Consider the following 23,930-nt stretch of genomic DNA (forward strand, 5'->3'; position numbering starts at 1 on the left):
CAGGCCGACCGCATGCCGGGGCTGGGTTCCCGGCTCCACGGGGCTCTGTGCCCCCTCCCGGCGCCGCGGCACATCGTGCCGATCGGCTTCAGGTATGTTCAGTTCTGGCCCGGCCCACGAGGCCGCCATCAGACTTTCCGAGACGCGCGCACGCGGTCTCGCCGTGCCCCCCCCGTCACCACGGACCCGGGGCCGAACGTGACACAGGAGGTGACATGGGCAAGTACATCGTCAGGCGGATCCTGCAGATGATCCCGGTGATTCTCGGGGCCACCTTCATCATTTTCGCCATGGTCTTCGCCCTGCCCGGAGACCCGACGGCCGGCAAGTGCGGTGAACGTCCCTGCTCTCCCGAGTACGTCGCGGCGTTCCGCGAGGAGCACAACCTCAACGACCCGCTGCCGGTCCAGTACGGGAAGTACCTCGGCAAGTTCGTCCAGGGTGACCTCGGCACGAACTACTACGGGATCCCCGTCAAGGAGGACCTCGCCAAGCGCTACACGATCACCGGGCGCCTCGCCGTCATGGCGATCGTCTTCGAGATCGTCATCGGCATCCTCGCCGGTGTGCTCGCCGGTGTGCGCAAGGGGAGGTTCATCGACAACCTCGTCACGGTCAGCACCCTGTTCGTCATCTCGATCCCGGTCTTCGTCATCGGTGTGCTGCTCCAGTACCAGTTCGGCATCAAGCTCGGGCTGTTCCCGGCAACCGTGCCGAGCCTGGACGCACCCACCAGCTCGCTCATCCTCCCGGCGTTCGTGCTGGGGTCGCTGTCGATCGCCTACGTCGCCCGCCTGACGAGGACCAACGTCGTCGAGAACCTCCGAGCCGACTACGTGCGGACGGCCGTGGCCAAGGGCCTGACGAAGCGACGCGCCGTCGGTGTGCACACGCTGCGCAACTCGCTGATCCCGGTCGTGACCTACATCGGTGCCGACTTCGGCGCGCTGCTCGGCGGCGCCATCGTCACCGAGCGCATCTTCAACATCCAGGGAGTGGGTGGCTACATCTGGAAGGGGATCAACTCCCGCGACGGTGTCGCCGTCGTCTCCACGGTGACCGTGCTCGTCATCGTCTACCTGCTCGTCAACCTGCTCGTCGACCTGCTGTACGGCGTGCTCGACCCGAGGATCAGCCATGACTGAGTCCATCGCCGCCACCGTCCAGCCTGCCGCCGGCGACGACGTCGGCGAAGCGCGGTCGCTCGGCCAGGACGCCTGGCGCTCCCTGCGCAAGAACGTCATGTTCTGGATCTCGGTGGCGCTCATCGCGGCGTTCATCCTCATGGCAATCTGGCCGTCACTGTTCACGAACACCGACCCGACGTTCGGTGACATCAACAACGTGCGTGAGAAGCCGAACGCCGACGCGTGGTTCGGCAAGGACACCCAGGGCTACGACATCTTCGCCCGCACGATCTACGGCGCACGCGCGTCGGTGATCGTCGGCATCTGCGCGTCCGCTGCCACGCTGCTCGTCGGTGGCGTCATCGGGGTCATGGCCGGTTTCTACGGCGGATGGCTCGACGCCGTCGTCTCGCGCATCACCGACATCTTCTTCGCCATCCCGCTGCTCCTCGGCGGCATCCTCTTCATGGCGAGCTTCCCCAACGGGGCGGACACGCCCTACCTCGTCATCGTCGGCAAGGTCGTGCTCACCCTGACGATCTTCGGCTGGCCCTCGATCGCGCGACTCATGCGCTCGAGCGTGCTGCAGGTCAAGCCGAACGAGTACGTCCTCGCGGCTCGTGCCCTGGGCGCCAACCCCTGGCGGATCATCAGGTCGCACATCCTGCCCAACGCGCTCGCGCCGGCGATCGTCGTCTCCACCATCAACCTCGGTGCGTTCATCGTCGCCGAGGCGACGCTGTCGTTCCTCGGCATCGGCCTCACGCCACCGGCCATCTCCTGGGGCGTCGCGATCAGTGACGCGCTCGTGGCGGTGCGCACCTATCCCCACATCCTTCTCTTCCCCAGTCTGTTCCTCAGCCTCGCGGTCCTGGCCTTCATCCTGCTCGGCGACGCCGTGCGGGACGCCTTCGACCCGAAGTCCCGATGAGCAGGAGGAGCACCACGTGACCACCACCACCAAGTCCGTCGCGCCCGCGTCCGACTACCGCCCGGACGCCGAGGGACGGCTGCTCGAGGTCGAGGACCTCTTCGTCGAGTTCCACACGGCCGAGGGTGTCGCCAAGGCCATCAACGGCGTCTCGTTCGACCTGCGCCAGGGCGAGACCCTGGCGATCCTCGGCGAGTCCGGCTCCGGCAAGTCCGTGACGGCCCAGGCAATCATGGGCATCCTCGACATGCCGCCGGCCGTCATCCCCGGCGGGGCCATCCGGTACTGCGGGCAGGACCTCCTGACCATGCCGGACGAGCAGCGACGCAAGGCTCGCGGCCCGGAGATCTCGATGATCTTCCAGGACGCGTTGAGCTCGCTGAACCCGACCTTCCCGGTCGGCTGGCAGATCGGCGAGATGTTCCGCCAGCACCGCGGCATGAACCGGTCCGACGCCTATGCCCAGGCCGTGCGCCTGATGGAGCGGGTCGCCATCCCCGGCGCCAAGGAGCGGGTCAAGAACTACCCGCACCAGTTCTCCGGCGGTATGCGCCAGCGCATCATGATCGCCATGGCCATCGCGCTCGACCCGGCGGTGCTCATCGCCGATGAGCCGACGACCGCCCTCGACGTGACGGTGCAGGCCCAGATCATGGCCCTGCTCGCCGAGCTCCAGGAGGAGCGCCAGATGGGGCTCATCCTCATCACCCACGACCTCGGCGTCGTGGCGGACGTCGCCGACCGTGCGGCGGTGATGTATGCCGGCCGGATCGTCGCCAAGGCGGACATCGAGGACCTCTACGCCCGCCCCGCCCACCCGTACACGCGTGGCCTGCTCGAGTCGATCCCACGGCTCGACCAGAAGGGGCAGACGCTGGCCGCCATCGGTGGCCTGCCGCCGAACCTCACCCGGATCCCGCCGGGCTGCACGTTCAACCCCCGATGCCGCCTGTCCCAGGACATCTGTCGCGAGCAGGAGCCCGAGCTGCTCCACATCGCCGGACAGCAGTCCCGCTGCCACTTCGCCGAGGAGGTCCTCAATGGCTGACGTCATTCTCAAGGCCGACGACCTGTACAAGCACTACCCGATCAAGGGTGGTGTCCTGCGCACCACGGTGGGCCACGTCAAGGCCGTCGACGGTGTCTCGTTCGAGCTCCACCGCGGTGAGACGCTCGGCATCGTGGGTGAGTCGGGCTGCGGCAAGTCGACGCTCGGTCGCGTCCTCATGCGCCTCGAGGAACCGACCAGTGGCACCGTCAACTTCGACGGCATCGACATGTTCTCGCAGAGCGGGTCCTCGATGCGCAAGCTGCGTCGCGACATCCAGATCGTGTTCCAGGACCCCTACACCTCGCTCAACCCGCGCAAGACCGTCGGGGACATCATCGGGGAGCCGTTCGAGATCCACCCCGACGTCGTTCCCAAGGGCGGCCGCAAGAAGGCGGTCCGTGAGCTCCTCGACCTCGTCGGGCTCAACCCCGAGCACATCAACCGCTACCCGCACCAGTTCTCGGGCGGCCAGCGCCAGCGCATCGGGATCGCCCGAGGCATCGCCCTGCGGCCCAAGGTGCTCATCTGCGACGAGCCGGTCTCCGCGCTCGACGTCTCGGTGCAGGCCCAGGTCATCAACCTCATGGAGAAGCTGCAGGACGAGCTCGGTCTCTCGTACATCTTCATCGCGCACGACCTCTCGGTCGTCCGGCACATCTCGGACCGGGTCGGGGTCATGTACCTCGGTCGCATGGTCGAGCTCGGGACCGAGGAGGAGATCTACCAGCGTCCGACCCACCCGTACACGCAGGCCCTCCTGTCCGCGGTCCCGGTCCCGGACCCCACGATGCGCGGCAAGCGCGAGCAGATCGTCCTCTCGGGCGACGTCCCGTCACCGGCGAACCCGCCCAAGGGCTGTCGCTTCCACACCCGGTGCTTCAAGGCGCAGCCGAAGTGCTCGGTGGACGACCCGACGCTGATCGACCGTCCCGACGGCGCGGGAGCGCACCGCTCCGCCTGCCACTTCGCGGAGCCGCGCGTCATCGTCGAGACGATCGATGTCAGTGACGTGGAGGTGGACACCCGGTTCGCGAGCACCGACGTCGTGGACCACGACGCCTTCAGCGAGAACGGCGGGCTGCTGCCGGCCGACTCCTCGGTCATGGCGGAGCGCTCCCACGCCACCGGGCAGTCCGAGGGCCCGCTGGACCGTCCGAACGACATCCACCGCCTCGTCGACAACGACCCGAGCGAGAAGCGTCACCCGCAGGCCTGAGGTGCGCGGCGCCCCCGACCGGGGGCGGCGACGAACGACGAGAGGGTCCGCAGGCGCCAGCCTCCGGACCTTCTCGTCGTTCGTCGGACCCGAGAGGTCAGTCGCCGCTCTGGAGCTGGCGGGTCCGCAGCAGGCGGCGCAGCGACTCCAGGCGCGAGGCCCCGGCCGGTCCTGCGCGGCCACTCGCGACCCAGGCGTCGAGGCCACATTCCTCCTCGTCGTGGCTGCACCCCCGTGGGCACTCGTCGGTGCCCGCCTCGAGGTCGGGGAAGTGCGTGATGATCCGCTCCGGGTCGACGTGCGCCAGGCCGAACGAGCGGATGCCGGGCGTGTCGATGACCCACCCGTCGCGGTCGGGCAGGCGCAGCGCGACCGCGGACGTCGAGGTGTGCCGCCCGCGCCCGGTCACGACGTTGACGACGCCGATCGCCCGGTAGGCGTCGGGCACGAGGGCGTTGACGAGCGTGGACTTGCCGACGCCGGAATGCCCGACGAGGACGCTGACGCGGCCGCGCAGCGCGTCACGCAGACCCTCGAGCCCGTCGGTGCCGCCGGTCTCGGTCGTCGAGGTGACGACGGCCGGCACCTCCAGCGGGGCGTAGTCCTGCAGGAAGGGCACCGGGTCGGCGAGGTCGGCCTTGGTCAGGGCGAGCAGGGGCGACATGCCGGCGTCGTAGGCCGCGACGAGGCAGCGGTCGATGAGCCGCGGCCTCGGCTCGGGGTTGGCCAGGGCCGAGACGACGACCAGCTGGTCGGCGTTGGCCACGATGGCACGCTCGACCGGGTCGGTGTCGTCGGCGGTCCGCCGCAGCAGGGTGCGGCGCGGCTCGACCCGCACGACGCGGGCCAGCGCGTCCGGGCTGCCCGAGACGTCGCCCACGAGAGCGACATCGTCCCCGACGACGATGCCCTTGCGGCCCAGCTCGCGGGCCCGCATCGCCGTCACCACGCGCTCGCCGTGGACGCCGACACCACCGTCACCGGCGTCGGTGTCGCTGACGAGGACGGTGTAGCGACCCCGGTCGACGGCCGTGACCATGCCCGGGACGGCGTCGAGGTGGGCCGGGCGGTCCTTGGACCGTGGTCGGCTGCCGCGCTTGTTGGGGCGGATCTTCGCGTCGGACTCGTCGTAGTCGCTCGTCGCCCTCGCCATCAGGCGGTGCGCTCCTGCACCCCGTGCTGGCCGAGCATCGCCGACCACATCCCGACGAAGGTCGGCAGGGTCTTGGCGACCGTGTCGGGGTCCTCGACGACGAGCCCGGGGACGGCCAGCCCGAGGACCGCGCCGGCCATCACCATGCGGTGGTCCCCATAGGTATGGAAGGTCGCGGGGGACAGCGGACGCGGCACGATGTGCAGGCCGTCCTCCGTCTCGGTCACCTCGGCGCCCAGGGCTCCGAGCTCGCGGGCCAGCGCGGCGAGCCGGTCGGTCTCGTGGCCACGGATGTGGGCGACGCCGCGGATCCGTGACGGCCCGTGAGCCAGCGCTGCCAGCGCGGCGACGACGGGGGTGAGCTCGCTGGCATCGTGCAGGTCGAGGTCCACCCCACTGAAGCCGTCGACGGCGCTCACGGTGAGCCCGTCGCGGGCCAGCCTGACCTCGGCCCCCATGACGTCGAGGATGTCCCGGATCTCGTCGCCCGCCTGGGTCGTGTGCTGCGGCCACCCCGGGACCCGGATCCGTCCACCCGTGACGAGGGCGGCGGCGAGGAACGGCGCGGCGTTGGAGAGGTCGGGCTCCACCTCGACGTCGAGGGGGTTGAGCGGTCCCGGCTCCACGCGCCACGTGTCGGGCTCCGTGTCGTCGAGGTCGGCGCCCGCGTCGCGCAGCGCCTCGACGGTCATGTCGATGTGGGGCTGGCTCGGGACCGGACCGCCACGGTGGCGGATCGTCACCCCCGACTCGTAGTGAGCCCCGGACAGCAGGAGGGCCGAGATGAACTGGGAGGACGCCGACGCGTCCAGCTCGACCTCCCCGCCACGAACCGAGCCCGTGCCGCCGATCGTGAAGGGCAGTGCCCCCCGCCCGTCGTCGTCCACGACGACGCCGAGGGTGCGCAGGGCCCGGAGAGCCGGGCCCATCGGACGCGTGCGGGCGTGCGGGTCACCGTCGAAGCGCACCGGGCCGGGAGCCAGCGCCGCCAGCGGCGGGACGAACCGCATGACCGTCCCCGCGAGTCCGCACTCGACGTCGACGTCACCGACCATCGCCTCGGGGGTGACCAGCCAGTCGTCGCCGTCGACGTCCTCGACACCGACACCCAGCGACCGCAGGGCATCCGCCATGAGGAGGGTGTCGCGCGACCGCAGCGGGGACCGCAGGCGCGAGACGCCTCCGGCTCGCGCCGCGAGGACGAGGAAGCGGTTGGTCAGCGACTTGCTGCCCGGCAGGTCGACGGCCGCGTCGACCGGGCCGTCAGCAGTCGGGGTGGTCCAGTCAGCTGAGGGCATTCTTGGCCTGGGCCGCCTTGAGTCGTGCCTCGCGTCGTGCCGCCTTGGTCGCATGTCGTGCCTCGCGCCGGGTGGTGCGGGCGGTCCGCTGCGCGCTGGCACCGACACGGTGCGCACGGTAGGCCAGGCTCGGCCGGCCGTCGGTGTCGACCGCGGCGAGGAGCAGGCCACCGAGCAGCCCGAGGTTCTTGAGGAACTGGATCCTCTGCTGGGCGCGGACCTGGGGGTCGGACTCGGTCCAGAACGGGTGCGCGGCCACGGTCGTCGGGATCAGGCTGGCTGCGAGCAGCGTCGAGGCGATGCGCGGGACGTGGCCGGTCGCCAGGAGGGCGCCACCACCCACCATGGCCACGCCGTTGGCGCGCACGAGGAGCTCGGGGTCGTCGGGCAACCCTGCCTTCCTGGCCTGGTCGAGCACGGGGCGCGCAGCCTTGGCCTTCGCACCGGGGTGCTTGAGCTGGTCGAGACCTCCGACGACGAACATGGCGGCGAGCATGGGACGGGCAACGCGACGCACGAGTGACATGCGTTCTCCTCACGGATCGGGGACGGACCACGGACCTGCTCCTACCGTAGTTGCTGGGCCGCGGTCCGTGTCCGTGGAGGTCGGCGCCGCTGCGTAGATTGGACTCATGTGCGGGCGCTACGCAGCCACGGCCAACCCTGACGAGCTCACGCTGGAGTTCGAGGTCGACGACGACCGGACCGCCGAGCCGGCGCGCAGTGTGCTCGCCAACCCCCAGTCGCCCCCACCCGGCACCCCCGACCACAACATGGCCCCGACCAAGCAGGCCCCGGTCGTCCTGACCCGGGCGCCGCGCGGAGACGACGCCGACAGCCCCCGGCGCCAGCTGCGCCTGCTCACCTGGGGGCTCGTGCCGAGCTGGTCCAAGGACCCGAAATCCGGGGTGCGGATGATCAACGCGCGCGCGGAGTCGGTGCTGGACAAGCCGGCATACGCCAAGGCGGCGGCACGCCGTCGCTGCCTCGTGCCCGCGGCGGGCTGGTACGAGTGGCAGGCGTCGCCCACCGCGACCGACGCGAAGGGCAAGCCGCTCAAGCAGCCGTTCTACACCTCGCGTGCGGACGGCGACGTCTGCGCGTTCGCCGGTCTCTACGAGTTCTGGCGCGACCCGGCCGTCACGGAGCCCGAGGATCCGGCTGCGTGGCTGACGACGTTCACGATCCTCACCACGGAGGCCGAGCCCGGTCTGGACCGCATCCACGACCGGCAGCCCCTCGTCCTCGACCGCGACGACTGGGCCGCGTGGCTCGACCCGGCGCTGACCGACACGGCCGCGGTGGCCGCCCTGCTGGAGCCGAGGGCTCCCGGCCGGTTCGCGGCACACCCCGTCTCGCGGGCGGTGAGCAGCAACCGGTCCAACGGTCCCCAGCTGATCGAGCCCGAGGACCCGGCCAACCTGCGCGGTGTGGTCGACCCGATGACCGGTGAGATCATCGGCCCGCCCACGTGACCATGCGCCGGCTCGTCGAGGTGGCGACACCTCTCGGTCCTGCCCACGCCCACGTCGCGCGACCCCCACGTGCGCGAGGAACCGTCGTCCTCACCCACGGTGCGAGCGGACGGCTCGGTGGCCGCGACCTCGAGGCCGTCCGCGACGGGCTGCTCGAGTCGGGATGGGCCGTGGCGTCCGTCCAGCAGGCGTGGGGCGTGGCCGGACGGCGTATGCCGCCCCGTCCCGTCCCGCAGGACCAGGCCTGGCTACCCGTCGTGCTCGCCCTGCGCTCCGGTCGAGGACGCCTTCCCGGCCCGCTCGTGCTGTCGGGCAAGAGCAACGGGGCGCGGGTCAGCTGCCGGACCGCGGCCGGCCTGGACGCCGACGGTGTGCTCTGCCTGTCGTTCCCGCTGCACCCGCCGGGCCGACCCGAGGTCTCGCGCGCCGACGAGCTGCGGCTGCCGGGAGCCGCGGCGATCCCGCTGCACGTGGTGCAGGGGCAGCGTGACCCCTTCGGGAGCCCGGAGGAGGTGCGGGCCGAGCTCGCGGACCCGACGCAGGTCACGGCGGTCGCGGGGGAGCACACCATCACGGTGACGGCCCCGCTCGTCGCCGCGGCCCGGGCCTTCGTGGAGTCGCTCGCCTGAGGGCGGGTGGGTGCGCAGGGTGCTCGCCCCACGCCTGCGGGAATGGTGGCCCGGCGAGCCCTGTTGACACGGAGGTCCCGCACCGTGCCCCCCACCGGTGCCAGCGTGTTCCAGAGAGGTGTGCCCGTGCTCGTGCTGCACACGACGTCCCCCGCCGAGACGGGTCTAGGGTGGAGTGCGATGACGACACCACAGACCACGTCCGACGACACCACCGTCGACGTCGCGACCGAGACGCCCGCCCAGCGACAGGCCCGCTTCGAGGCCGAGGCGCTGCCCTTGCTCGACCAGCTCTACGCGGCGGCGATGCGCACGACGCGCAACCCCGCTGACGCCGAGGACCTGCTGCAGGAGACCTACGCGAAGGCGTTCGCGGCATTCCACCAGTACAAGCCCGGGACCAACTTGCGCGCCTGGATGTACCGCATCCTCACCAACACCTACATCAACACCTACCGCAAGAAGCAGCGTGAGCCGCAGCAGTCGGACGCCGCCGACGTCGAGGACTACCAGCTGGTCCGGGCCGAGTCCCACACCAGCTCGGGGCTGAAGTCCGCCGAGGCGCAGGCGCTCGACCACCTCCCCGACTCGGAGATCAAGCGGGCGCTGCAGGACCTGCCGGAGGACTTCCGCATGGCGGTCTACCTCGCCGACGTCGAGGGGTTCGCCTACAAGGAGATCGCCGAGATCATGGGAACGCCCATTGGCACCGTGATGTCCCGTCTCCACCGTGGTCGACGTCAGCTCCGTGAGATGTTGACCGAGTACGCCGCCGAGCGCGGCTTCGGCAAGGAGGTCTCCTCGTGAACCAGCAGTACCCCGTCGGATCCGGCGAGTCCGCCGCAGAGTCGCACTCCGGCTCGCATGCCGAGTGCTCCGAGGTCCTCCACCGGATCTACGAGTACCTCGACGGCGAGATGCAGCCGGCCGATGTCGCGCGTGTGGCCCAGCACCTCGAGGCCTGTGGGCCGTGCCTGCACGAGCACGACCTGGACCGGGCGGTGAAGGCTGCGGTGCGTCGTTCGAACAGCACCGACCAGGCCTGCCCCGACCAGCTGCGGGTGCAGATCCGCCAGCGGATCACCATGGTGCGCCTCGAGCTCGACGGCTGACACCCCGGCACGACGAAGGGGCGACCACCTCGCGGTGGTCGCCCCTTCCTCGTGCGGTGCGTGTGCTCAGGCGTTGGGCTTGCGGCCGTGGTTGGCCTTGTTGCCCTTGCGCGAGCGGCGCTTGCGGGCGCGCTTGCTCATGGGGACTCCTCTGCGATCGGGGCGAAATCGTGACCATGTGCCGATGTCATTCCGGCAACACTCCAGATCACATGTGCCATACATTGTCGCACACCCTCGCGACGTGCGAGGATGGACACAATCCAGTTTCGGCCTCCCCTGGGCCGGGATTACCCGAAAGGTCACTTCCATGCGCGCTGTTCGTGTTGTCGCCGCTTCCGTCCTCATCGCCGCCGTCTCGGCTCTGGGCGCCACCTCGGCGCAGGCCGCGAGCAAGTCCAACATCTCCGCCGCGGGCTGGCAGTGGTCCGCCTCCGGCTGGCAGTGGTGATCCCTCCCTCACGCCGTTGAGGTCGGTCCCCCCGACCACATGGCTCAACCGCCACGGCGCCGCGATCTACATCGCGGCGTCCGTGGCGTTTGCTGTGGGGCTCGCGTTCCTGTGCCACGCACGCTACGGGTGGCCCTCGGACTGGCGAGCACTGGGCGTGCTCGCCTTCGTCGGCGCCCTCACGTGGTGGCTCCCCTCCACCTCGAGCGACGGGCGCATCCACTTCACGGCGGACAACGTCGTCGTGCTCGCGGCCATCCCCATCGTGGGGCCGCTGGGCGCCGGTGTGGTCGGGCTGGTGATGGCCGCGCTCACGCGGCGACGGATTCCGCTCGTGCGACGGCTCTTCAACACAGCCATGGCGTCGTCGTCCGCGATGGTCGGCGGTCTGGCGTACGAGATCGTGGGCGGGTCCTTCGACGTCAGCGGGCTCTTCGGCGCGCTGCCGCTTCTCTGGCAGGTCGGCCTCCCGATCGTCGTCGCCGATGCCGTGAACCTCGTCGCCAACGCCCTGCTCGTCGCCGGTGTCATCAGGCTGACCGCCGGCGTGCCCCTGCAGCTCCAGCTCGTCGACATGCTGACGAGCTCCGGCCCGACCCAGTTCGCCTACGGGATCATCGCGTTCCTCGTCGTCATCATGTGGCAGCCCGGCGGGCTCGACGCCGTCGCGATCCTCGTGGCGCTCGTTCCGCTGGCGGGCGCACGGTGGGCCCTGCTGCAGTACGGCGACGAGCGGGCCGCTCGGGAGCGGGCCCTCGAGGCCCTGGTCAGTGCCATCGAGACCAGGGCGCCCGAGCTCGAGGGGCACAGTGCCCGCGTCTCGTCCCTGGCCGCGCTCATGGCGCAGGATTTCGGGCTGGGGCCCAAGGAGGTCGCCGACGTGCGCACCGCCGGTCTGCTCCACGACCTCGGTCGGGTGGTCGTCGCACCCGGGACGGCGGGGGAGGACCAGGTGGCCAGCGCAGGGCTGCGTGGGGCCAGCATGCTCCAGGACCTGCCGTTCCTGCGGGGTGCGTCATCGCTCATGGAGGAGGTGGCCCGGGTCGAGATCGAGCCCACCACGCCCTCCCTCGCGGCTGAGCTCGTGCGGGTGGCCGACGAGTACGACCTGCTCCGACACGGAGCACCACCCGTCGGGCAGGAGGACGTCATCCTGCGGTTGCGGGCCGGCCGCGGGGACCCCCAGAGCCAGCGGGTGTACCAGGCGCTGTCCCGCGCGCTGAGCGACCAGGAGCACCCGCGCGCCCAGTCACGGACGGCATCATGAGGTTGCGCGTGAGCCGCACCGAGGGCGCCGTCGTCGGCGTGGCGGTGGTCCTGGTGCTGGTTGCCTCCGTGGCCGAGCATGCCGCGATGGCCGCTGCCCTCCGGCACCATGCCGCATTGCTGGCCGCCTTCGTCATGGCGATCGCGGTGGGGGAGCTGATCCGGGTCCGCATGCCGTCGGGGCGGGTGGCCTCGCCCGTGGCGTCGGGCTCGGCGATCGGACTGGCCGTGCTCGGTCCGATGCAGGGGCACGCGCTCTTCGAGGTCCCCGCCGGCGTCGTGACCCTCGTGGTCGCCGTCGCCCTCGGGCTCGGCATGGTGCTGCGCTCGCTGCTCGGCCGGTCCGTCGAGTGGTACATCATCGCCGCCCGCACGGTCGGCGTCGCGGTCACGGTCATCCTGTTCCGCAGCATCCCCCTGGACGGGCAGACTGCCTGGACCTGGTTGGCCGAGGGAACGCGGGAGCCTGCGGTCGTCGCGCTGACCATGCTGGGTGCCGCAGCCGCCGGTCTCTACGCCGACCTCCTGCTCACGGGTCTGGTGCGAGCACAGCGGTCGGGCGTGCCGATCTCCGGGGCCGTCCGCGAGGAGCTCGAGGAGGCGCGGGCGGTCACCTTCGGGGTGCTCGCCGCCGGCCCGCTCGTCGCCTTCCTCGCACCCGTGGTGGGGCTGCTCGCGCTGCCGCTCGGACTGCTGCCGATGATGCTCACCAACGTCGCGGTGAAGCGCTACTCCGCGAACCGGGCCACCTACCGGCAGACCATCGCGACCCTCTCCCGGTTGACGGACGTGGCCGGCTACACCCCGACCGGCCACGCCGCACGGGTCGCGGAGCGCTCGGTGTCGATCGCCCGCTGGATGGGACTGCACGCCGACGCGGTGCAGGACCTCGAGTACGCCGCGCTCCTGCACGACCTCGGCCAGGTCGGTCTGCGCTCGCCCATCCCGGACGGCGCCACCGTCCTGGCCGCCCCCGACGACCAGCGCCGGATCGCCTCCGAGGGCGCGCGCATCGTCCGTCGCACCGAGGTCCTGGACCGGGTGGCCGACCTCATGGAGGGTCAGACCACACCGTTTCGTCACGTCCGCGAGTGGGGTGAGGAGGTTCCGATGGCGAGCCGGATCATCAAGGTCGCCAACGCCTTCGACGACTTCTCGCACGGGCGCACCGATCCGCAGTCGGTCGAGGCCGCGCTCGAGCGCATCCACCTCGGTCTCGGCTACGAGTACGACCCCGAGGTGGTCGAGGCGCTGATCCGCACGATCGGGATGACGGGCCGGGACTGAGTCGCAGACCGGCGGGTGTGCGGTGCGGCCACGCGACGACGAGGGCCCCGGCACGACGTGCCGGGGCCCTCGTCGCAGCTGGGGGTCAGGCCTTCTTGGTCTCCTTGAAGATGGCGTCGATCTCGTCGATCTTGGCCAGCAGCTCGTCCGCCGTGGCGGCGTCGAGGGTGCCCTTGGTGCCGGAGGCGCCGGCCAGCTTGGTGGCCTCGTTGAACAGGGTGTGCAGCTGGGGGTACTTCTCGAAGTGCGGGGGCTTGAAGTAGTCGGTCCACAGGACCCAGAGGTGGTGCTTGACGAGCTCCGAGCGCTGCTCCTTGATGAGCACCGCGCGCGTGCGGAAGTCAGGGTCGTCGTTGTCGGCCACCTTGGCGATGATCGCCTTGATCGACTCGGCCTCGATGCGGGCCTGCGCGGGGTCGTAGACGCCGCAGGGCAGGTCGCAGTGGGCGCTGACATCGGTGACGCGGAAGAGAGCGGGGAGGCGCATGAACGTCCCTTTCGTTGGGCGGGTTGTCGGCCACCACCCAACCTACAACGCGCCTGACCCGGGTGGTCAGGGCGTCTCCCGGGTGCGCAACCTCCCCGGTCGGGGGGCGATGCGAAGCAGGACCCGCGCGAGGACGTCGGCAGCCGGCAGCGACCCCACGTCGAAGGAGGTGAGGCCCTCGCGGGGGTTGTCGGCGTCGAGCCACCAGCGTTGCGGGGCGTCGGGGTCGCGGCCGTGGACCCGTTTGACCGAGAGCGGACGGGCAGCACCCTCGGCGTCGTCCGGCAGGCGGACCACCGCCACGTCGCCGGCGCGGACGGCGCCACCCCACAGCGCGAGCAGCAGGTCACCCTCCTGCAGTGTCGGCTCCATCGACCGGCCGCGGACCCTGACCACCCGCGGGCGCGGGAGCCGTCGCAGTCGCACGCGGCGATTGTGGCACGGCGCACTCCGTCAGCAGCAGACGTCCCGGTGCGGTGCGTGCGAGGATGGCGGAGCGGCACACCTCCCGCCCACGCCGTCCCGCACCAGGGATCCGGCCCGTCGCCTCCGACGTCGTCGCCGGCGCCACCGTCAGCTCCAGGGAGTCCCGTCATGTCTGCGTCCTCGTCGTACCCGCGCTTCGACTTCGAGGGTCCGGTCTTCCGGGCCCACGAGGGCGGCAAGCTCGGCGTACAGGCGACGCAGCCGCTGCGGGACCGGGACGACCTGTCCCTGCTCTACACCCCCGGCGTGGCCGACGTGTGCCGCGCCATCGCCATGGACCCGAGCCTGTCGGCCCGCTACACCGCGCGGCGCAACACCGTCGCCGTCATCACCGACGGCACGGCCGTGCTCGGCCTGGGCGACATCGGTCCCCTGGCGGCCATGCCGGTGATGGAGGGCAAGGCCATCCTCTTCAAGCACTTCGCCGGCATCGACGCCGTGCCCGTGTGCATGGAGACCGGCACGGTGGACGAGCTCGTCGAGGCGATCGCCCGGCTGGCTCCCTCCTACGGCGGGATCAACCTCGAGGACATCTCGGCGCCACGCTGCTTCGAGATCGAGACCCGGCTCAAGGAACGCCTCGACATCCCCGTCTTCCACGACGACCAGCACGGGACCGCCATCGTCGTGCTCGCGGGGCTGCTCAACGCCGCCACCGTCGTCGGCCGGACGCTGCCGGACCTGCGCGTCGTGGTCGCCGGGGCCGGTGCTGCCGGAGTCGCCGTCACCGCGCTGTTGCAGCGGGCGGGGGTGCGCGACGTGGTCGTCTGCGACTCCCGGGGGATCATCTCGCCGTCACGCGCCGACCTCATCGGGCACAAGCACCGGATCGCGGCGTCCACCAACCCGCGGGGGCTCTCGGGTTCGCTCGCGACGGCCCTGGTCGACGCCGACGTCTATGTGGGAGTGTCCGGCGGCACCGTCCCGGAGGACGACATCGCCCGGATGGCGCCGCAGTCCATCATCTTCGCCCTCGCCAACCCGGACCCCGAGGTGCACCCCGACGTGGCCCACCGCCACGCGGCGGTCGTCGCGACGGGGCGGTCGGACTTCCCCAACCAGATCAACAACGTCCTCGCCTTCCCGGGAGTCTTCCGCGGGGCGCTGGACTCGGGAGCGAGCCAGATCACCGAGGCGATGAAGCTCGCGGCGGCCTCGGCCATCGCAGGACTGGTCCCTGTCCCGTCCGCCGAGGAGATCGTGCCCAGCGTCTTCGCGGACGGTGTCGCGGAGGCGGTCGCGGCGGCGGTGGCGGAGCTGGCCTGACGGCTCACCCGCGGACGGCGTGCGCGATCCCACGTATGCCGTCCGCGCCGATTCCGCAGCACCCGCCGATGTAGCCGGCCCCGAGCCCCTGCCAACGACGGATCGTCGCCGGGGAGAACCGCGGGGTTCCACCGTCGGTCCAGGTCTTGGTCTCCGGTTCGTAGACGGCGCCGGCGTTGGGGTAGACGACGAAGGGCACGGTGGCCCGCGCCGAGTCCAGCAGCTCGTCGATGTGCTCCGGCGCGGTGCAGTTCACCCCGACGGCGACCGCCGGGCCATCGACCACCCCGACGGCCTCGGCGAAGGGTGCCCCCCCGGTGAGCCGGCCGCCGCCGGTGGCGGAGAAGGATACCCAGTACGGCATGTCGGGCGCGATCTCGCGCAGCAGGTCGACGACGACCTCGGCCTCGAGCAGCTCGGGGATCGTCTCGACGGCGACGACGTCGGGTGCGGCCGCCACCAGGCGCTCGAGGCGGCGGGCGTGGAACTCGCGCAGCTCGACCCGACCCACGTGCGGGTAGCCGGTGTACTCGGACCCGTCGGCGAGGTGGGCGCCGTACGGGCCGACCGACGCCGCCACGCTGGCGCGCCCGTCGGCCCCCTCGCGCGCCAGCCGGACCGAGGCCTCGAGGTCGGCGTCGCACTGCTCGGCCGTCAGCCCCGCGCGGGCGTAGCCGGCGTGGCTCGCCTGGTAGGACGCGCTGATGACGACCTCGGCTCCGGCGTCGACGAAGCTCCGGTGCGCCGCGACAACCTCCTCGGGGGCGTCGCGCAGGAGGCGCGCCGACCACAGGAGGCCGGAGAGGTCGTGCCCGCGCGCCTCGAGAGCGGTGGAGAAGCCACCGTCGAGGACGACCGGGTCCGGGCGCGCGTCGCTGCTCATCGCCACATCGTCGCACTGAGGCGTGGGAGGGGACAGGGGCGTGGGTAGGGTCGGGTCATGCTCGCCGCCTACGCCGTGTCGCAGTCCTCCACCGACCCGCTCTCCGGTCTCGAGGTGGGGGAGCGGCCCGACCCACAGGCTCCGGACGGGTGGGTCGTCGTCGACCTCGTCGCCTGTGCGCTCAACCACCACGACGTCTGGTCGCTGCGGGGTGTGGGGCTTGCGGCCGACCGGCTGCCGATGGTCCTGGGGTGTGACGGCGCGGGCCGCGACCCCGACGGCAACGAGGTCATCGTGCACGCCGTCATCCCCTCGGACGGCTGGCGTGGTGACGAGACGCTCGACCCGCGTCGCACCCTCCTGTCCGAGCTGCACGACGGCACGCTGGCGACCAAGGTGGCGGTCCCACGCGCCAACCTCGTGGCCAAGCCGGAGTCCCTGAGCTGGGAGCAGGCGGCCTGCCTGCCGACCGCCTGGCTGACGGCATACCGGATGCTGTTCACCAACGCGCAGGTGCAGCCCGGAGGCACGGTCCTCGTCCAGGGAGCGGCCGGAGGGGTGGCGACGGCGCTCGTGCAGCTCGGCTCGGCCGCCGGCCTGCGCGTCTGGGTGACGAGCCGCGACGAGGCCAAGGGGGAGCAGGCCGTCCGGCTCGGCGCAGACCGCGCGTTCGCGTCCGGCGAGCGGCTGCCCGAGCGGGTCGACGCCGTCCTCGAGACGGTCGGCGCGGCGACGTGGTCGCACTCCGTCAACGCCCTGCGCCCGGGAGGGACCATCGTCATCTCCGGTGCGACCTCCGGTGACGCACCCGCGAAGGCCGAGCTCACCAAGATCTTCTTCAAGCAGCTGCGCGTCGTCGGCTCGACCATGGGGACGGCCGACGAGCTGCAACGGCTGGCCTCGTTCGTCCGGACACGGGGGATCGAGCCGCTCATCGACTCCGTCCTGCCGCTGACCGACGCCCGCGACGGGTTCGCCCGGATGGTCGAGGGTCAGGTCGCCGGCAAGGTCGTCTTCACGACCTGAGGTGGCCGCCGCTCAGATGCGCAGCCACTCGTTCCAGCCGTTGTGCAGCACGAGCCAGGCGATGAGGCCGTAGCCGGCCTGCCCCGGGTGGTGCCCGTCGCGGCTCGCGGCCAGCTCGGAGCGCCACTGGTCGTGACCGAGCAGCGGCCGGTAGCAGTCGACGAAGGGCACCGAGCGACGTGAGCACACGTCCGCCTGCGACTCGACGAGGACGCCCAGCTTGTCGTTGAACGCCGGGTCGCTGCTCGGCGGCGGGCTGACCACGAAGGTCGAGACGCCGTTGCTCGCCGCCTCGTCGAGGATGTTGGCGAGGTTGAGGCGGTGCCGCGCGAGGGTCACCCCGGACGCGATGTCGTTGGCGCCGACCGAGACCACGAGCCGCTTCTCGCCGCGGTCCTTCCAGCGGGGTGGGCACTCGGTGTGCCAGCGGGCGAGCACGTCACCACTGGTCTGCCCCCGCACCCCGAGGTTGTATGCCGTGAGCTCCAGATCCGGGTGCGACGTGCGGCCGACGACGCGGGTGACCCATCCCTGGCCCTTGGGATCGCCCACCCCGGCGACCATCGAGGCGCCGAGGAAGACGATGGCGACGTCGCGCGGACCGTCGGGGGAGACGCTGAACTCGGCGCTGGGCCGGAACTCGAGGTCTGCACCGTCGCCCTCGTTGGCGGGATGGGGGGAGGTGCGGTCGTTGGTCATCGGTCAGTCGTCCTCGTCGTCGAGCCGGGCCAGCCAGGTGGCGAGTCGCTCGACGGGGGTCTCGAAGTCGGGGTGGAGGTCCACGAAGGTGCGGAGCTGCTCGGCGAGCCAGGCCAGGGTGACCTCGTCGTCGCCGCGGCGTGCCTCGAGCTCCTCGATGCCTCGGTCGGTGAAGTACACGACGAAACCCTAACGCGCAGCGCTCCGGGCGTCGGTCACCGACGCTCGGAGCGCTGCGCGTCCTCCCCCTCGGACGTGACCGCTGTCAGCGGGCGAAGGCCGCCGCGACGAGCTCGGACTGCTCGCCCTGGTGCTTCTTGGACGAGCCGGTCGCCGGGGAGGCCGACGCCTTGCGCGAGAGGACGCGAAGCGGACGCTGGACGTCGTGCTCGGCGAGCGCCGCCGGGAGGTTGAGCGCGAGGAACGGCCAGGCGCCCTGGTTCTGCGGCTCGTCCTGGACGACGACGAGCTCGGCGTCGGGGTACTTCGCCAGCTCGGCGGCGAGCTCGCGTCCGGGGAGCGGGTAGTACTGCTCCACGCGCAGGATCGCCGTGGAGGTGTCGCCGCGCTTGCCGCGCTCCGCCTCGAGGTCGTGCACCACCTTGCCCGCGGCGAGCAGGACCCGGTCGACCGTGCCACTGGTCGCGTCGGCCCGGTCGGGAAGGATCGGCCGGAACGTGCCCTCGGTGAAGTCCTCCGGCATGCTCGAGGCGGCCTTGAGGCGCAGCATCGACTTCGGCGTGAAGACGATGAGCGGGCGGCGCGGGCGGGCGTACGCCTGGCGGCGCAGCAGGTGGAAGTACGACGCCGGGGTCGACGGGTAGGCCACCGTCATGTTGTCCTCGGCGCACATCTGGAGGAAGCGCTCGATGCGGGCCGACGAGTGGTCCGGGCCCTGGCCCTCGTAGCCGTGCGGCAGGAGGAGGACGACCGAGCTCCGCTGGCCCCACTTCTGCTCCGAGCTGCTGATGAACTCGTCGATGATCGTCTGAGCGCCGTTGAAGAAGTCGCCGAACTGCGCCTCCCACAGCACGAGCGCGTCGGGCCGCTCGACGGAGTAGCCGTACTCGAACCCCATGGCGGCGAACTCGGACAGCAGCGAGTCGTAGACCCAGAAGCGGCCCTGGCCCTCACCGAGGTAGAGCAGCGGCGTCCACTCGAGCGCCGTCTTCTTGTCGATGAGGACCGCGTGGCGCTGGACGAAGGTGCCGCGACGGCTGTCCTGCCCGGCGAGGCGCACCGGGGTGCCCTCCTTGAGCAGGGAGCCGAAGGCGAGGAGCTCGCCGGTCGCCCAGTCGATGCCACCCTGGCTCACGCTCGCGACACGCTTCTCGAGCATCTGCTGGAGCTTGGGGTGGACGGTGAAGCCCTGCGGCGGGTTGGCGAAGACCTCGCCGATGGCCTTGAGCTCCTCGGGAGAGATGGCCGTGTCGGTGGCCGAGCGGCTCGTCGCGTCGGTGGTCTGCGCCGTGGGCGGCTCGAGGCCGGTGTGCCCCTCGACGTCGGTGCCGGTGTAGTTGTCGTCGGCTGCCCGGGCGGCCTCGGCCTCGTTCTCCTTGAGGGCGGCCTTGGTCTCGACGAAGACGCGCTCGAGCTGCTGCTGGTAGTCGCGCAGCGCTGCCTCCGCGTCCTCGACGGTGATGTCGCCACGCCCGATGAGCGACTCCGTGTAGAGCTTGCGGACGGAGCGCTTGGCCTCGATGAGGTGGTACATCAGCGGCTGGGTCATCGACGGGTCGTCGCCCTCGTTGTGACCGCGGCGGCGGTAGCAGACCATGTCGATGACGACGTCCTTGGCGAACTCCTGCCGGAAGTCGTAGGCGAGCTCCGCGACGCGCACGCACGCCTCCGGGTCGTCGCCGTTGACGTGGAAGATCGGCGCCTGGATCATCCGGGCCACGTCGGTGGAGTACGTCGACGAGCGCGACGAGCTCGGCGAGGTGGTGAACCCGACCTGGTTGTTGATGACCACGTGGACGGTGCCGCCGGTGCGGTAGCCGCGCAGCTGCGAGAGGTTGAGCGTCTCGGCGACGACGCCCTGCCCGGCGAAGGCAGCGTCGCCGTGGAGCAGCACGGGGAGGACGGTGAAGCCCTCGCCCGCGAGGTCGAGGCGGTCCTGCTTGGCGCGCACGATGCCCTCGAGCACCGGGTTGACGGCCTCGAGGTGTGACGGGTTGGCCGCGAGGTAGACCTTGGTGGTCGCGCCCCCCTCGGCGGTGAAGGTCCCCTCGGTGCCGAGGTGGTACTTCACGTCGCCGGAGCCCTGCACCGAGCGCGGGTCCTGCTTGCCCTCGAACTCGCGGAAGATCTGGCCGTAGGACTTGCCCGCGATGTTGGCGAGGACGTTGAGCCGCCCGCGGTGCGGCATACCGATGCAGACCTCGTCGAGGTCGTCCTCCGCGGCACGCGACAGGACGCGGTCGAGCAGGGCGATGACCGACTCGCCACCCTCGAGCGAGAAGCGCTTCTGCCCGACGAACTTGGTCTGCAGGAAGGTCTCGAACGCCTCGGCGGCGTTGAGCTTGCGCAGGATGCGGAGCTGCTCCTCGCGGGTCGTCTTGGCGTAGCCGACCTCGATCCGGGACTGGATCCACTCGCGCTGCTCGGGGTCCTGGATGTGCATGTACTCGACCCCGATGGTGCGGCAGTAGCTGTCGCGCAGGATGCCGAGGATCTTGCGGAGCTTGAGGAACGGCTCGCCGCCGAAGCCCCCGGTGGCGAAGAAGCGGTCGAGGTCCCAGAGCGTCAGGCCGTGGCTCGTGACGTCGAGGTCCTGGTGGCTGCGCTGCTTGTACTCGAGCGGGTCGGTGTCGGCCATGAGGTGGCCACGCACGCGGTAGGCGTGGATGAGCTCCTGGACGCGGGCGACCTTGTTGATGTCGTCGTCGTGGGAGGCGGAGATGTCCTGGACCCAGCGCACCGGCTCGTAGGGGATGCGCAGGCTCTCGAAGATCTCGTCGTAGAAGCCGTTCTCGCCGAGCAGGAGCTGGTGGATCACCCGGAGGAACTCACCGGACTGCGCGCCCTGGATGATGCGGTGGTCGTAGGTGCTCGTGAGCGTCATGACCTTGGAGACCGCGTTGCGGTTGAGCGTCTCGTCGCTCGCGCCCTGCCACGCGGCGGGGTAGTCCATCGCGCCGACGCCGATGATGGTGCCCTGGCCGGCCATGAGCCGCGGCACGGAGTGCACCGTCCCGATGCCGCCGGGGTTGGTGAGCGAGATCGACGTGCCCTGGAAGTCCTCGACGGTGAGCTTGCCACCGCGCGCCTTCTTGACCATCTCCTCGTATGCCGTCCAGAAGTGCGCGAAGTCCATCGTCTCGGCCGCCTTGATGGACGGGACGAGCAGCTGGCGGGTGCCGTCCGGCTTCTCGAGGTCGATGGCGAGGCCGAAGTTGACGTGGGCCGGGGTCACGAGGACCGGCTTGCCCTTGTCGTCGGTCGCGTAGCCGTTGTTCATGGCCGGCATCGCGCCGAGAGCCTTGACGACGGCGTAGCCGATGAGGTGGGTGAAGCTCACCTTGCCGCCCCGCGAGCGGGCGAGGTGGTTGTTGATGACGATGCGGTTGTCGACGAGGAGCTTGGCCGGGATCGCCCGCACGCTCGTGGCCGTGGGGACGGTGAGCGAGGCCTCCATGTTGGTCACGACGCGGGCACTCGCGCCGCGGATCGGGGACACCTCGGGCTGGTTGACCGCGCCCTCCGACCTGGCCGCGGCGGGCTCACGGGTCTTCGGCTTCTCGCCGGAGCCGGTGGCCGGGGTCTCGGTCTTCGCGGTCGGCTTGGCGGCGGGCGCGGCGGCCCGGGGCTCGTCCGCCTTGCTCGGAGCAGGCGTGGGCTCCGCCTTGGCCGGCGCAGCCTTGGTCTCGGCCTTGGCCGCCGGGGCCTTCGGAACCTCGGCGGTCCGCGGCGCCGTGCGCGCAGGGGCGGGCTGGGCCGACGTTGAGGTGGTCGGCTGCGCGCCGCTCGGCGCCGAGGACGGCGACGGCAACCCGTTGCCCGCACCCGGGTGGGCCGCCGCGGGGTCGTAGTCCGCGAAGAAGTCCCACCACGCCTTGTCGACCGAGTTCTTGTCCTTCTTGTACTGCTCGAACAGCTCGTCCACCAGCCACTCGTTGGGTCCGAAAGCGGTCAGGGGGTCGTTGGATGCGGGCTGGTCAGGCACGGCGGATACGCCTCTTTCTGCGTGTCGACATCGACGTTCACGTGTCCGACCAGCCTAGCCCTCCGGCCTCCGCGCGCGAGCGGTGGTCCGGCCCGCCGCGTGGCGTGCGCCGACAGCTAGCTGATGTCCTGGCGGACGGTCCGCCACGTGCCGAAGGCGGTGAGTGCCGCGGCATACCCGGCGAGCACGAGTGCGCCGGCCCACCACGGGAGGTAGTCGACCTGGGATCCGCCCTGCGTCACGCCGTTGACCATCGCGTTGGTGGCGTTGCTCGGGAAGTACGGCACGACGTCCTTTGCGGCGTCGACGTAGCTCAGCCCGAGACCGAGGAGGGGCTCGACGATCCACGCGACGCCCACCCCCACGAGGATCGCCGCCACCTGGTTGGGGATGAGGATGCCCACGCCGAGCCCGATGAGCGCCCAGAGGCCCAGGGCCAGCAGGCTCAGGGCCAGGGTCCGCAGCACCTCGGTGGACGGGAACGGGTCGATGTCCCGGAGGGTCAGCACGACGGCGCCGACCACGACCGAGCCGAGAAGGCTGATCAGGCCGTAGAGACCGCCGATGCCGAGCAGGGCGACGACCTTGGCCAGCATCGCCCGAACCCGCTGGGGCGTGGCGAGGAAGGTCGCGGTGATGGTCTTGTGCCGGTACTCGGCGCCGATCTGCAGGATGCCCATCGTGAGGAGCAGGAGGTAGCCCACGCCGAGACCGGCCGTGTAGACCGAGTTGACGACCTGGGTGGTGTTGCCCTCGAGCGCAGGACCGCCGCCGGGGCTGCCCGCCTGCTCCGAGGTGAGGACCCAGCCGAAGAACCCGGCGAAGAGAGCCCCCGCGACGAAGATGCCGATGGCCATGCCCCACCACAGCCGGGTGGTGAAGATCTTGCGGAACTCGGACCTGATCGCGGCGCCCATCACTCGTTCGCCCCTTCCAAGCCGGAGACGGCATCGTGTTCGATCGGTGGTGGCGGGGGGTCTGCGCCGTCGCCGAGGTTGCGGTTGGTGCCCTCGGTCAGGTCGAAGAAGAGCTTCTCCAGGTCGGCCTTGCGGTCGCGCAGCTCCCAGACCGGCAGCCCGGCGCGCAGGGCGACGTCACCGACGAGGCGCTTGTCGGTCGTCTCGACGACGAGCTCACCGTCGTCCCCGGGGGCCGCCATGACGTCGGCGACCCGGAGGGCGCCGACGAGGCGGTCCGGGTCCGACGTCCGCACGATGGTGGACGGTGCTCCGCGCAGGTCGGACATCGCGCCGGAGCGCACGAGGCGTCCGTTGGCGATGATGACGACGTCGTCGACGGTCTGCTGCACCTCCTGGAGCTGGTGGCTCGAGACGAGGATCGTCTTCCCCTCGGAGCTCAGGTGGCGCAGGAAGCCGCGCAGCCAGCGGATGCCCTCCGGGTCGAGGCCGTTCGACGGCTCGTCGAGGAGCAGGACCCGGGGGTCGCCGAGGAGCGCCGCCGCGAGCCCGAGCCGCTGGCGCATGCCCATGGAGTACTCACCGGCGCGCTTGCGTGCCGCAGCAGGTATGCCGGTCAGCTCAAGGAGCTCGTCCACCCGGCTGTCGGGCAGGCCACCTGCGGCGGCCAGCACCCGCAGGTGGTCGCGGCCGCTGCGGCCGGGGTGGAAGTTGGTCGACTCGAGCGCGGAGCCCACGGTCGCCGAGGGGTTCTCGAGGTCGCGGTAGACCTGGCCGTCGATCGTCGCCGTGCCGGACGTCGCGTGCACGAGCCCGAGGAGCATGCGCAGCGTCGTCGTCTTCCCGGCGCCGTTGGGCCCGAGGAAGCCGGTGATCCGACCCGGTTCGACGGTGAAGCTCAGCCGGTCGACTGCGGTGAAGCTGCCGAAGGTCTTGGTGAGGTCGCGCACCTCGATCCGCGCGCCTCGTGTCGCGCTCGTCGTCGTGGTCATCGCGAACCGTCCC

The 23,930-nt window shown here is 71.1% G+C and carries 25 protein-coding genes; 13 read left to right on the forward strand and 12 right to left on the reverse strand.

Features of this window, described 5'->3' with window-relative positions; all coding sequences use genetic code 11:
- The first annotated feature begins 215 nt into the window (after positions 1-215).
- From ACOJV9_RS02025 to ACOJV9_RS02040, 4 genes are read left to right on the forward strand one after another with little or no spacing between them, the layout of a single operon-like run.
- Positions 216-1,145, forward strand: coding sequence for an ABC transporter permease (locus ACOJV9_RS02025; RefSeq protein WP_420183502.1), 930 nt, complete (start codon positions 216-218; stop codon positions 1,143-1,145).
- Positions 1,138-2,058, forward strand: coding sequence for an ABC transporter permease (locus ACOJV9_RS02030; protein WP_420183503.1), 921 nt, complete (start codon positions 1,138-1,140; stop codon positions 2,056-2,058). Before ACOJV9_RS02025 ends, ACOJV9_RS02030 begins: the two co-directional genes overlap by 8 nt.
- Before the next feature lie 16 nt (positions 2,059-2,074).
- On the forward strand, positions 2,075-3,106 hold the full coding sequence (locus ACOJV9_RS02035; RefSeq protein ID WP_420183504.1) for an ABC transporter ATP-binding protein: 1,032 nt from the start codon (positions 2,075-2,077) through the stop codon (positions 3,104-3,106).
- On the forward strand, positions 3,099-4,325 hold the full coding sequence (locus ACOJV9_RS02040; protein WP_420183505.1) for an ABC transporter ATP-binding protein: 1,227 nt from the start codon (positions 3,099-3,101) through the stop codon (positions 4,323-4,325). The genes ACOJV9_RS02035 and ACOJV9_RS02040 overlap by 8 nt, the downstream gene beginning before the upstream one ends.
- Before the next feature lie 97 nt (positions 4,326-4,422).
- On the opposite strand, the gene rsgA is transcribed toward ACOJV9_RS02040, so the two are convergent.
- From rsgA to ACOJV9_RS02055, 3 genes are read right to left on the reverse strand one after another with little or no spacing between them, the layout of a single operon-like run.
- Positions 4,423-5,478, reverse strand: a complete 1,056-nt coding sequence (gene rsgA, locus ACOJV9_RS02045) for a ribosome small subunit-dependent GTPase A (protein ID WP_420183506.1) — start codon at positions 5,476-5,478, stop codon at positions 4,423-4,425.
- Entirely contained in the window at positions 5,478-6,776 is a 1,299-nt protein-coding gene (gene aroA, locus ACOJV9_RS02050; protein WP_420183507.1) for a 3-phosphoshikimate 1-carboxyvinyltransferase, read from the reverse strand. Before aroA ends, rsgA begins: the two co-directional genes overlap by 1 nt.
- On the reverse strand, positions 6,763-7,302 hold the full coding sequence (locus ACOJV9_RS02055) for a DoxX family protein (protein WP_420183508.1): 540 nt from the start codon (positions 7,300-7,302) through the stop codon (positions 6,763-6,765). The genes aroA and ACOJV9_RS02055 overlap by 14 nt, the downstream gene beginning before the upstream one ends.
- A gap of 106 nt (positions 7,303-7,408) precedes the next feature.
- On the opposite strand from ACOJV9_RS02055, the gene ACOJV9_RS02060 reads away from it, so the two are divergent.
- The 4 genes from ACOJV9_RS02060 to rsrA all read left to right on the forward strand — a co-directional run bounded on the left by ACOJV9_RS02060 (position 7,409) and on the right by rsrA (position 9,992).
- Entirely contained in the window at positions 7,409-8,251 is an 843-nt protein-coding gene (locus ACOJV9_RS02060) for an SOS response-associated peptidase (RefSeq protein WP_420183509.1), read from the forward strand.
- A gap of 2 nt (positions 8,252-8,253) precedes the next feature.
- On the forward strand, positions 8,254-8,880 hold the full coding sequence (locus ACOJV9_RS02065; RefSeq protein ID WP_420183760.1) for an alpha/beta hydrolase family protein: 627 nt from the start codon (positions 8,254-8,256) through the stop codon (positions 8,878-8,880).
- A gap of 180 nt (positions 8,881-9,060) precedes the next feature.
- Positions 9,061-9,687, forward strand: a complete 627-nt coding sequence (locus tag ACOJV9_RS02070) for a sigma-70 family RNA polymerase sigma factor (protein ID WP_420183510.1) — start codon at positions 9,061-9,063, stop codon at positions 9,685-9,687.
- Positions 9,684-9,992 carry a mycothiol system anti-sigma-R factor gene (gene rsrA / locus ACOJV9_RS02075; RefSeq protein ID WP_420183511.1) on the forward strand — a complete coding sequence of 103 codons (309 nt, stop codon included), beginning with the start codon at positions 9,684-9,686 and terminating at the stop codon, positions 9,990-9,992. Before ACOJV9_RS02070 ends, rsrA begins: the two co-directional genes overlap by 4 nt.
- A 66-nt stretch (positions 9,993-10,058) precedes the next feature.
- On the opposite strand, the gene ACOJV9_RS02080 is transcribed toward rsrA, so the two are convergent.
- Positions 10,059-10,133, reverse strand: coding sequence for a 50S ribosomal protein bL37 (locus tag ACOJV9_RS02080; protein WP_009775747.1), 75 nt, complete (start codon positions 10,131-10,133; stop codon positions 10,059-10,061).
- A gap of 169 nt (positions 10,134-10,302) precedes the next feature.
- On the opposite strand from ACOJV9_RS02080, the gene ACOJV9_RS02085 reads away from it, so the two are divergent.
- The 3 genes from ACOJV9_RS02085 to ACOJV9_RS02095 are packed head-to-tail and all read left to right on the forward strand — an operon-like array spanning position 10,303 to position 12,996.
- Complete coding sequence (locus tag ACOJV9_RS02085) at positions 10,303-10,443, forward strand: hypothetical protein (protein WP_420183512.1); 141 nt, start codon at positions 10,303-10,305, stop codon at positions 10,441-10,443.
- Positions 10,444-10,459: 16 nt separating this feature from the next.
- Positions 10,460-11,710 carry an HD-GYP domain-containing protein gene (locus ACOJV9_RS02090; protein WP_420183513.1) on the forward strand — a complete coding sequence of 417 codons (1,251 nt, stop codon included), beginning with the start codon at positions 10,460-10,462 and terminating at the stop codon, positions 11,708-11,710.
- Positions 11,711-11,718: 8 nt separating this feature from the next.
- Positions 11,719-12,996, forward strand: coding sequence for an HD-GYP domain-containing protein (locus ACOJV9_RS02095; RefSeq protein ID WP_420183514.1), 1,278 nt, complete (start codon positions 11,719-11,721; stop codon positions 12,994-12,996).
- Between the two features lie 85 nt (positions 12,997-13,081).
- Here ACOJV9_RS02095 and sodN read toward each other — a convergent pair whose 3' ends face one another.
- Both sodN and ACOJV9_RS02105 read right to left on the reverse strand, forming a co-directional pair.
- Positions 13,082-13,483 (reverse strand): superoxide dismutase, Ni, encoded by a 402-nt coding sequence (gene sodN, locus ACOJV9_RS02100; RefSeq protein WP_420183515.1) that lies wholly within the window; start codon positions 13,481-13,483, stop codon positions 13,082-13,084.
- Between the two features lie 66 nt (positions 13,484-13,549).
- Positions 13,550-13,909 carry a S24/S26 family peptidase gene (locus ACOJV9_RS02105; RefSeq protein ID WP_420183516.1) on the reverse strand — a complete coding sequence of 120 codons (360 nt, stop codon included), beginning with the start codon at positions 13,907-13,909 and terminating at the stop codon, positions 13,550-13,552.
- 168 nt (positions 13,910-14,077) lie between these two features.
- Between ACOJV9_RS02105 and ACOJV9_RS02110 the strand changes: the two genes are divergently transcribed.
- Positions 14,078-15,235 (forward strand): NAD(P)-dependent malic enzyme, encoded by a 1,158-nt coding sequence (locus tag ACOJV9_RS02110; RefSeq protein ID WP_420183517.1) that lies wholly within the window; start codon positions 14,078-14,080, stop codon positions 15,233-15,235.
- A 4-nt stretch (positions 15,236-15,239) separates the two neighbouring features.
- Here the strand turns inward: ACOJV9_RS02110 and mmuM are convergent, their stop codons facing one another.
- A complete protein-coding gene (gene mmuM / locus ACOJV9_RS02115; protein WP_420183518.1) occupies positions 15,240-16,118 on the reverse strand; it encodes a homocysteine S-methyltransferase in 879 nt (292 codons plus the stop codon).
- Between the two features lie 57 nt (positions 16,119-16,175).
- Here mmuM and ACOJV9_RS02120 point away from each other — a divergent pair, with 57 nt between their 5' ends.
- Complete coding sequence (locus tag ACOJV9_RS02120; protein WP_420183519.1) at positions 16,176-17,144, forward strand: zinc-binding dehydrogenase; 969 nt, start codon at positions 16,176-16,178, stop codon at positions 17,142-17,144.
- 12 nt (positions 17,145-17,156) lie between these two features.
- Here the strand turns inward: ACOJV9_RS02120 and ACOJV9_RS02125 are convergent, their stop codons facing one another.
- From ACOJV9_RS02125 to ACOJV9_RS02145, 5 genes are all read right to left on the reverse strand, one after another.
- The gene (locus tag ACOJV9_RS02125; RefSeq protein WP_420183520.1) at positions 17,157-17,843 is read right to left on the reverse strand and encodes a GDSL-type esterase/lipase family protein; all 687 of its coding nucleotides are present in this window, start codon (positions 17,841-17,843) and stop codon (positions 17,157-17,159) included.
- A gap of 3 nt (positions 17,844-17,846) precedes the next feature.
- Positions 17,847-18,023: a DUF6104 family protein gene (locus tag ACOJV9_RS02130; RefSeq protein WP_420183521.1), complete on the reverse strand. Its 177-nt coding sequence runs from the start codon at positions 18,021-18,023 to the stop codon at positions 17,847-17,849.
- Between the two features lie 85 nt (positions 18,024-18,108).
- The gene (locus tag ACOJV9_RS02135; protein WP_420183522.1) at positions 18,109-22,008 is read right to left on the reverse strand and encodes a multifunctional oxoglutarate decarboxylase/oxoglutarate dehydrogenase thiamine pyrophosphate-binding subunit/dihydrolipoyllysine-residue succinyltransferase subunit; all 3,900 of its coding nucleotides are present in this window, start codon (positions 22,006-22,008) and stop codon (positions 18,109-18,111) included.
- Positions 22,009-22,124: 116 nt separating this feature from the next.
- Positions 22,125-22,925, reverse strand: coding sequence for an ABC transporter permease (locus ACOJV9_RS02140; RefSeq protein WP_420183523.1), 801 nt, complete (start codon positions 22,923-22,925; stop codon positions 22,125-22,127).
- On the reverse strand, positions 22,925-23,917 hold the full coding sequence (locus ACOJV9_RS02145; protein ID WP_420183524.1) for an ABC transporter ATP-binding protein: 993 nt from the start codon (positions 23,915-23,917) through the stop codon (positions 22,925-22,927). Before ACOJV9_RS02145 ends, ACOJV9_RS02140 begins: the two co-directional genes overlap by 1 nt.
- Positions 23,918-23,930 lie beyond the last annotated feature (13 nt).

It is taken from the genome of Knoellia terrae (assembly GCF_048606435.1).
Taxonomy (GTDB): Bacteria; Actinomycetota; Actinomycetes; order Actinomycetales; family Dermatophilaceae; genus Knoellia; species Knoellia terrae.

Coding starts and splice junctions, on each gene's coding strand:
- ACOJV9_RS02120 (WP_420183519.1), top strand. CDS start 16,176: ATGCTCGCCGCCTACGCCGTGTCGCAGTCCTCCACCGACCCGCTCTCC.
- ACOJV9_RS02060 (WP_420183509.1), top strand. CDS start 7,409: ATGTGCGGGCGCTACGCAGCCACGGCCAACCCTGACGAGCTCACGCTG.
- mmuM (WP_420183518.1), bottom strand. CDS start 16,118: ATGAGCAGCGACGCGCGCCCGGACCCGGTCGTCCTCGACGGTGGCTTC.
- ACOJV9_RS02065 (WP_420183760.1), top strand. CDS start 8,254: ATGCGCCGGCTCGTCGAGGTGGCGACACCTCTCGGTCCTGCCCACGCC.
- aroA (WP_420183507.1), bottom strand. CDS start 6,776: ATGCCCTCAGCTGACTGGACCACCCCGACTGCTGACGGCCCGGTCGAC.
- ACOJV9_RS02025 (WP_420183502.1), top strand. CDS start 216: ATGGGCAAGTACATCGTCAGGCGGATCCTGCAGATGATCCCGGTGATT.
- rsgA (WP_420183506.1), bottom strand. CDS start 5,478: ATGGCGAGGGCGACGAGCGACTACGACGAGTCCGACGCGAAGATCCGC.
- ACOJV9_RS02055 (WP_420183508.1), bottom strand. CDS start 7,302: ATGTCACTCGTGCGTCGCGTTGCCCGTCCCATGCTCGCCGCCATGTTC.
- ACOJV9_RS02070 (WP_420183510.1), top strand. CDS start 9,061: ATGACGACACCACAGACCACGTCCGACGACACCACCGTCGACGTCGCG.
- ACOJV9_RS02110 (WP_420183517.1), top strand. CDS start 14,078: ATGTCTGCGTCCTCGTCGTACCCGCGCTTCGACTTCGAGGGTCCGGTC.
- sodN (WP_420183515.1), bottom strand. CDS start 13,483: ATGCGCCTCCCCGCTCTCTTCCGCGTCACCGATGTCAGCGCCCACTGC.
- ACOJV9_RS02030 (WP_420183503.1), top strand. CDS start 1,138: ATGACTGAGTCCATCGCCGCCACCGTCCAGCCTGCCGCCGGCGACGAC.
- ACOJV9_RS02140 (WP_420183523.1), bottom strand. CDS start 22,925: ATGGGCGCCGCGATCAGGTCCGAGTTCCGCAAGATCTTCACCACCCGG.
- ACOJV9_RS02085 (WP_420183512.1), top strand. CDS start 10,303: ATGCGCGCTGTTCGTGTTGTCGCCGCTTCCGTCCTCATCGCCGCCGTC.
- ACOJV9_RS02040 (WP_420183505.1), top strand. CDS start 3,099: ATGGCTGACGTCATTCTCAAGGCCGACGACCTGTACAAGCACTACCCG.
- ACOJV9_RS02145 (WP_420183524.1), bottom strand. CDS start 23,917: ATGACCACGACGACGAGCGCGACACGAGGCGCGCGGATCGAGGTGCGC.
- ACOJV9_RS02125 (WP_420183520.1), bottom strand. CDS start 17,843: ATGACCAACGACCGCACCTCCCCCCATCCCGCCAACGAGGGCGACGGT.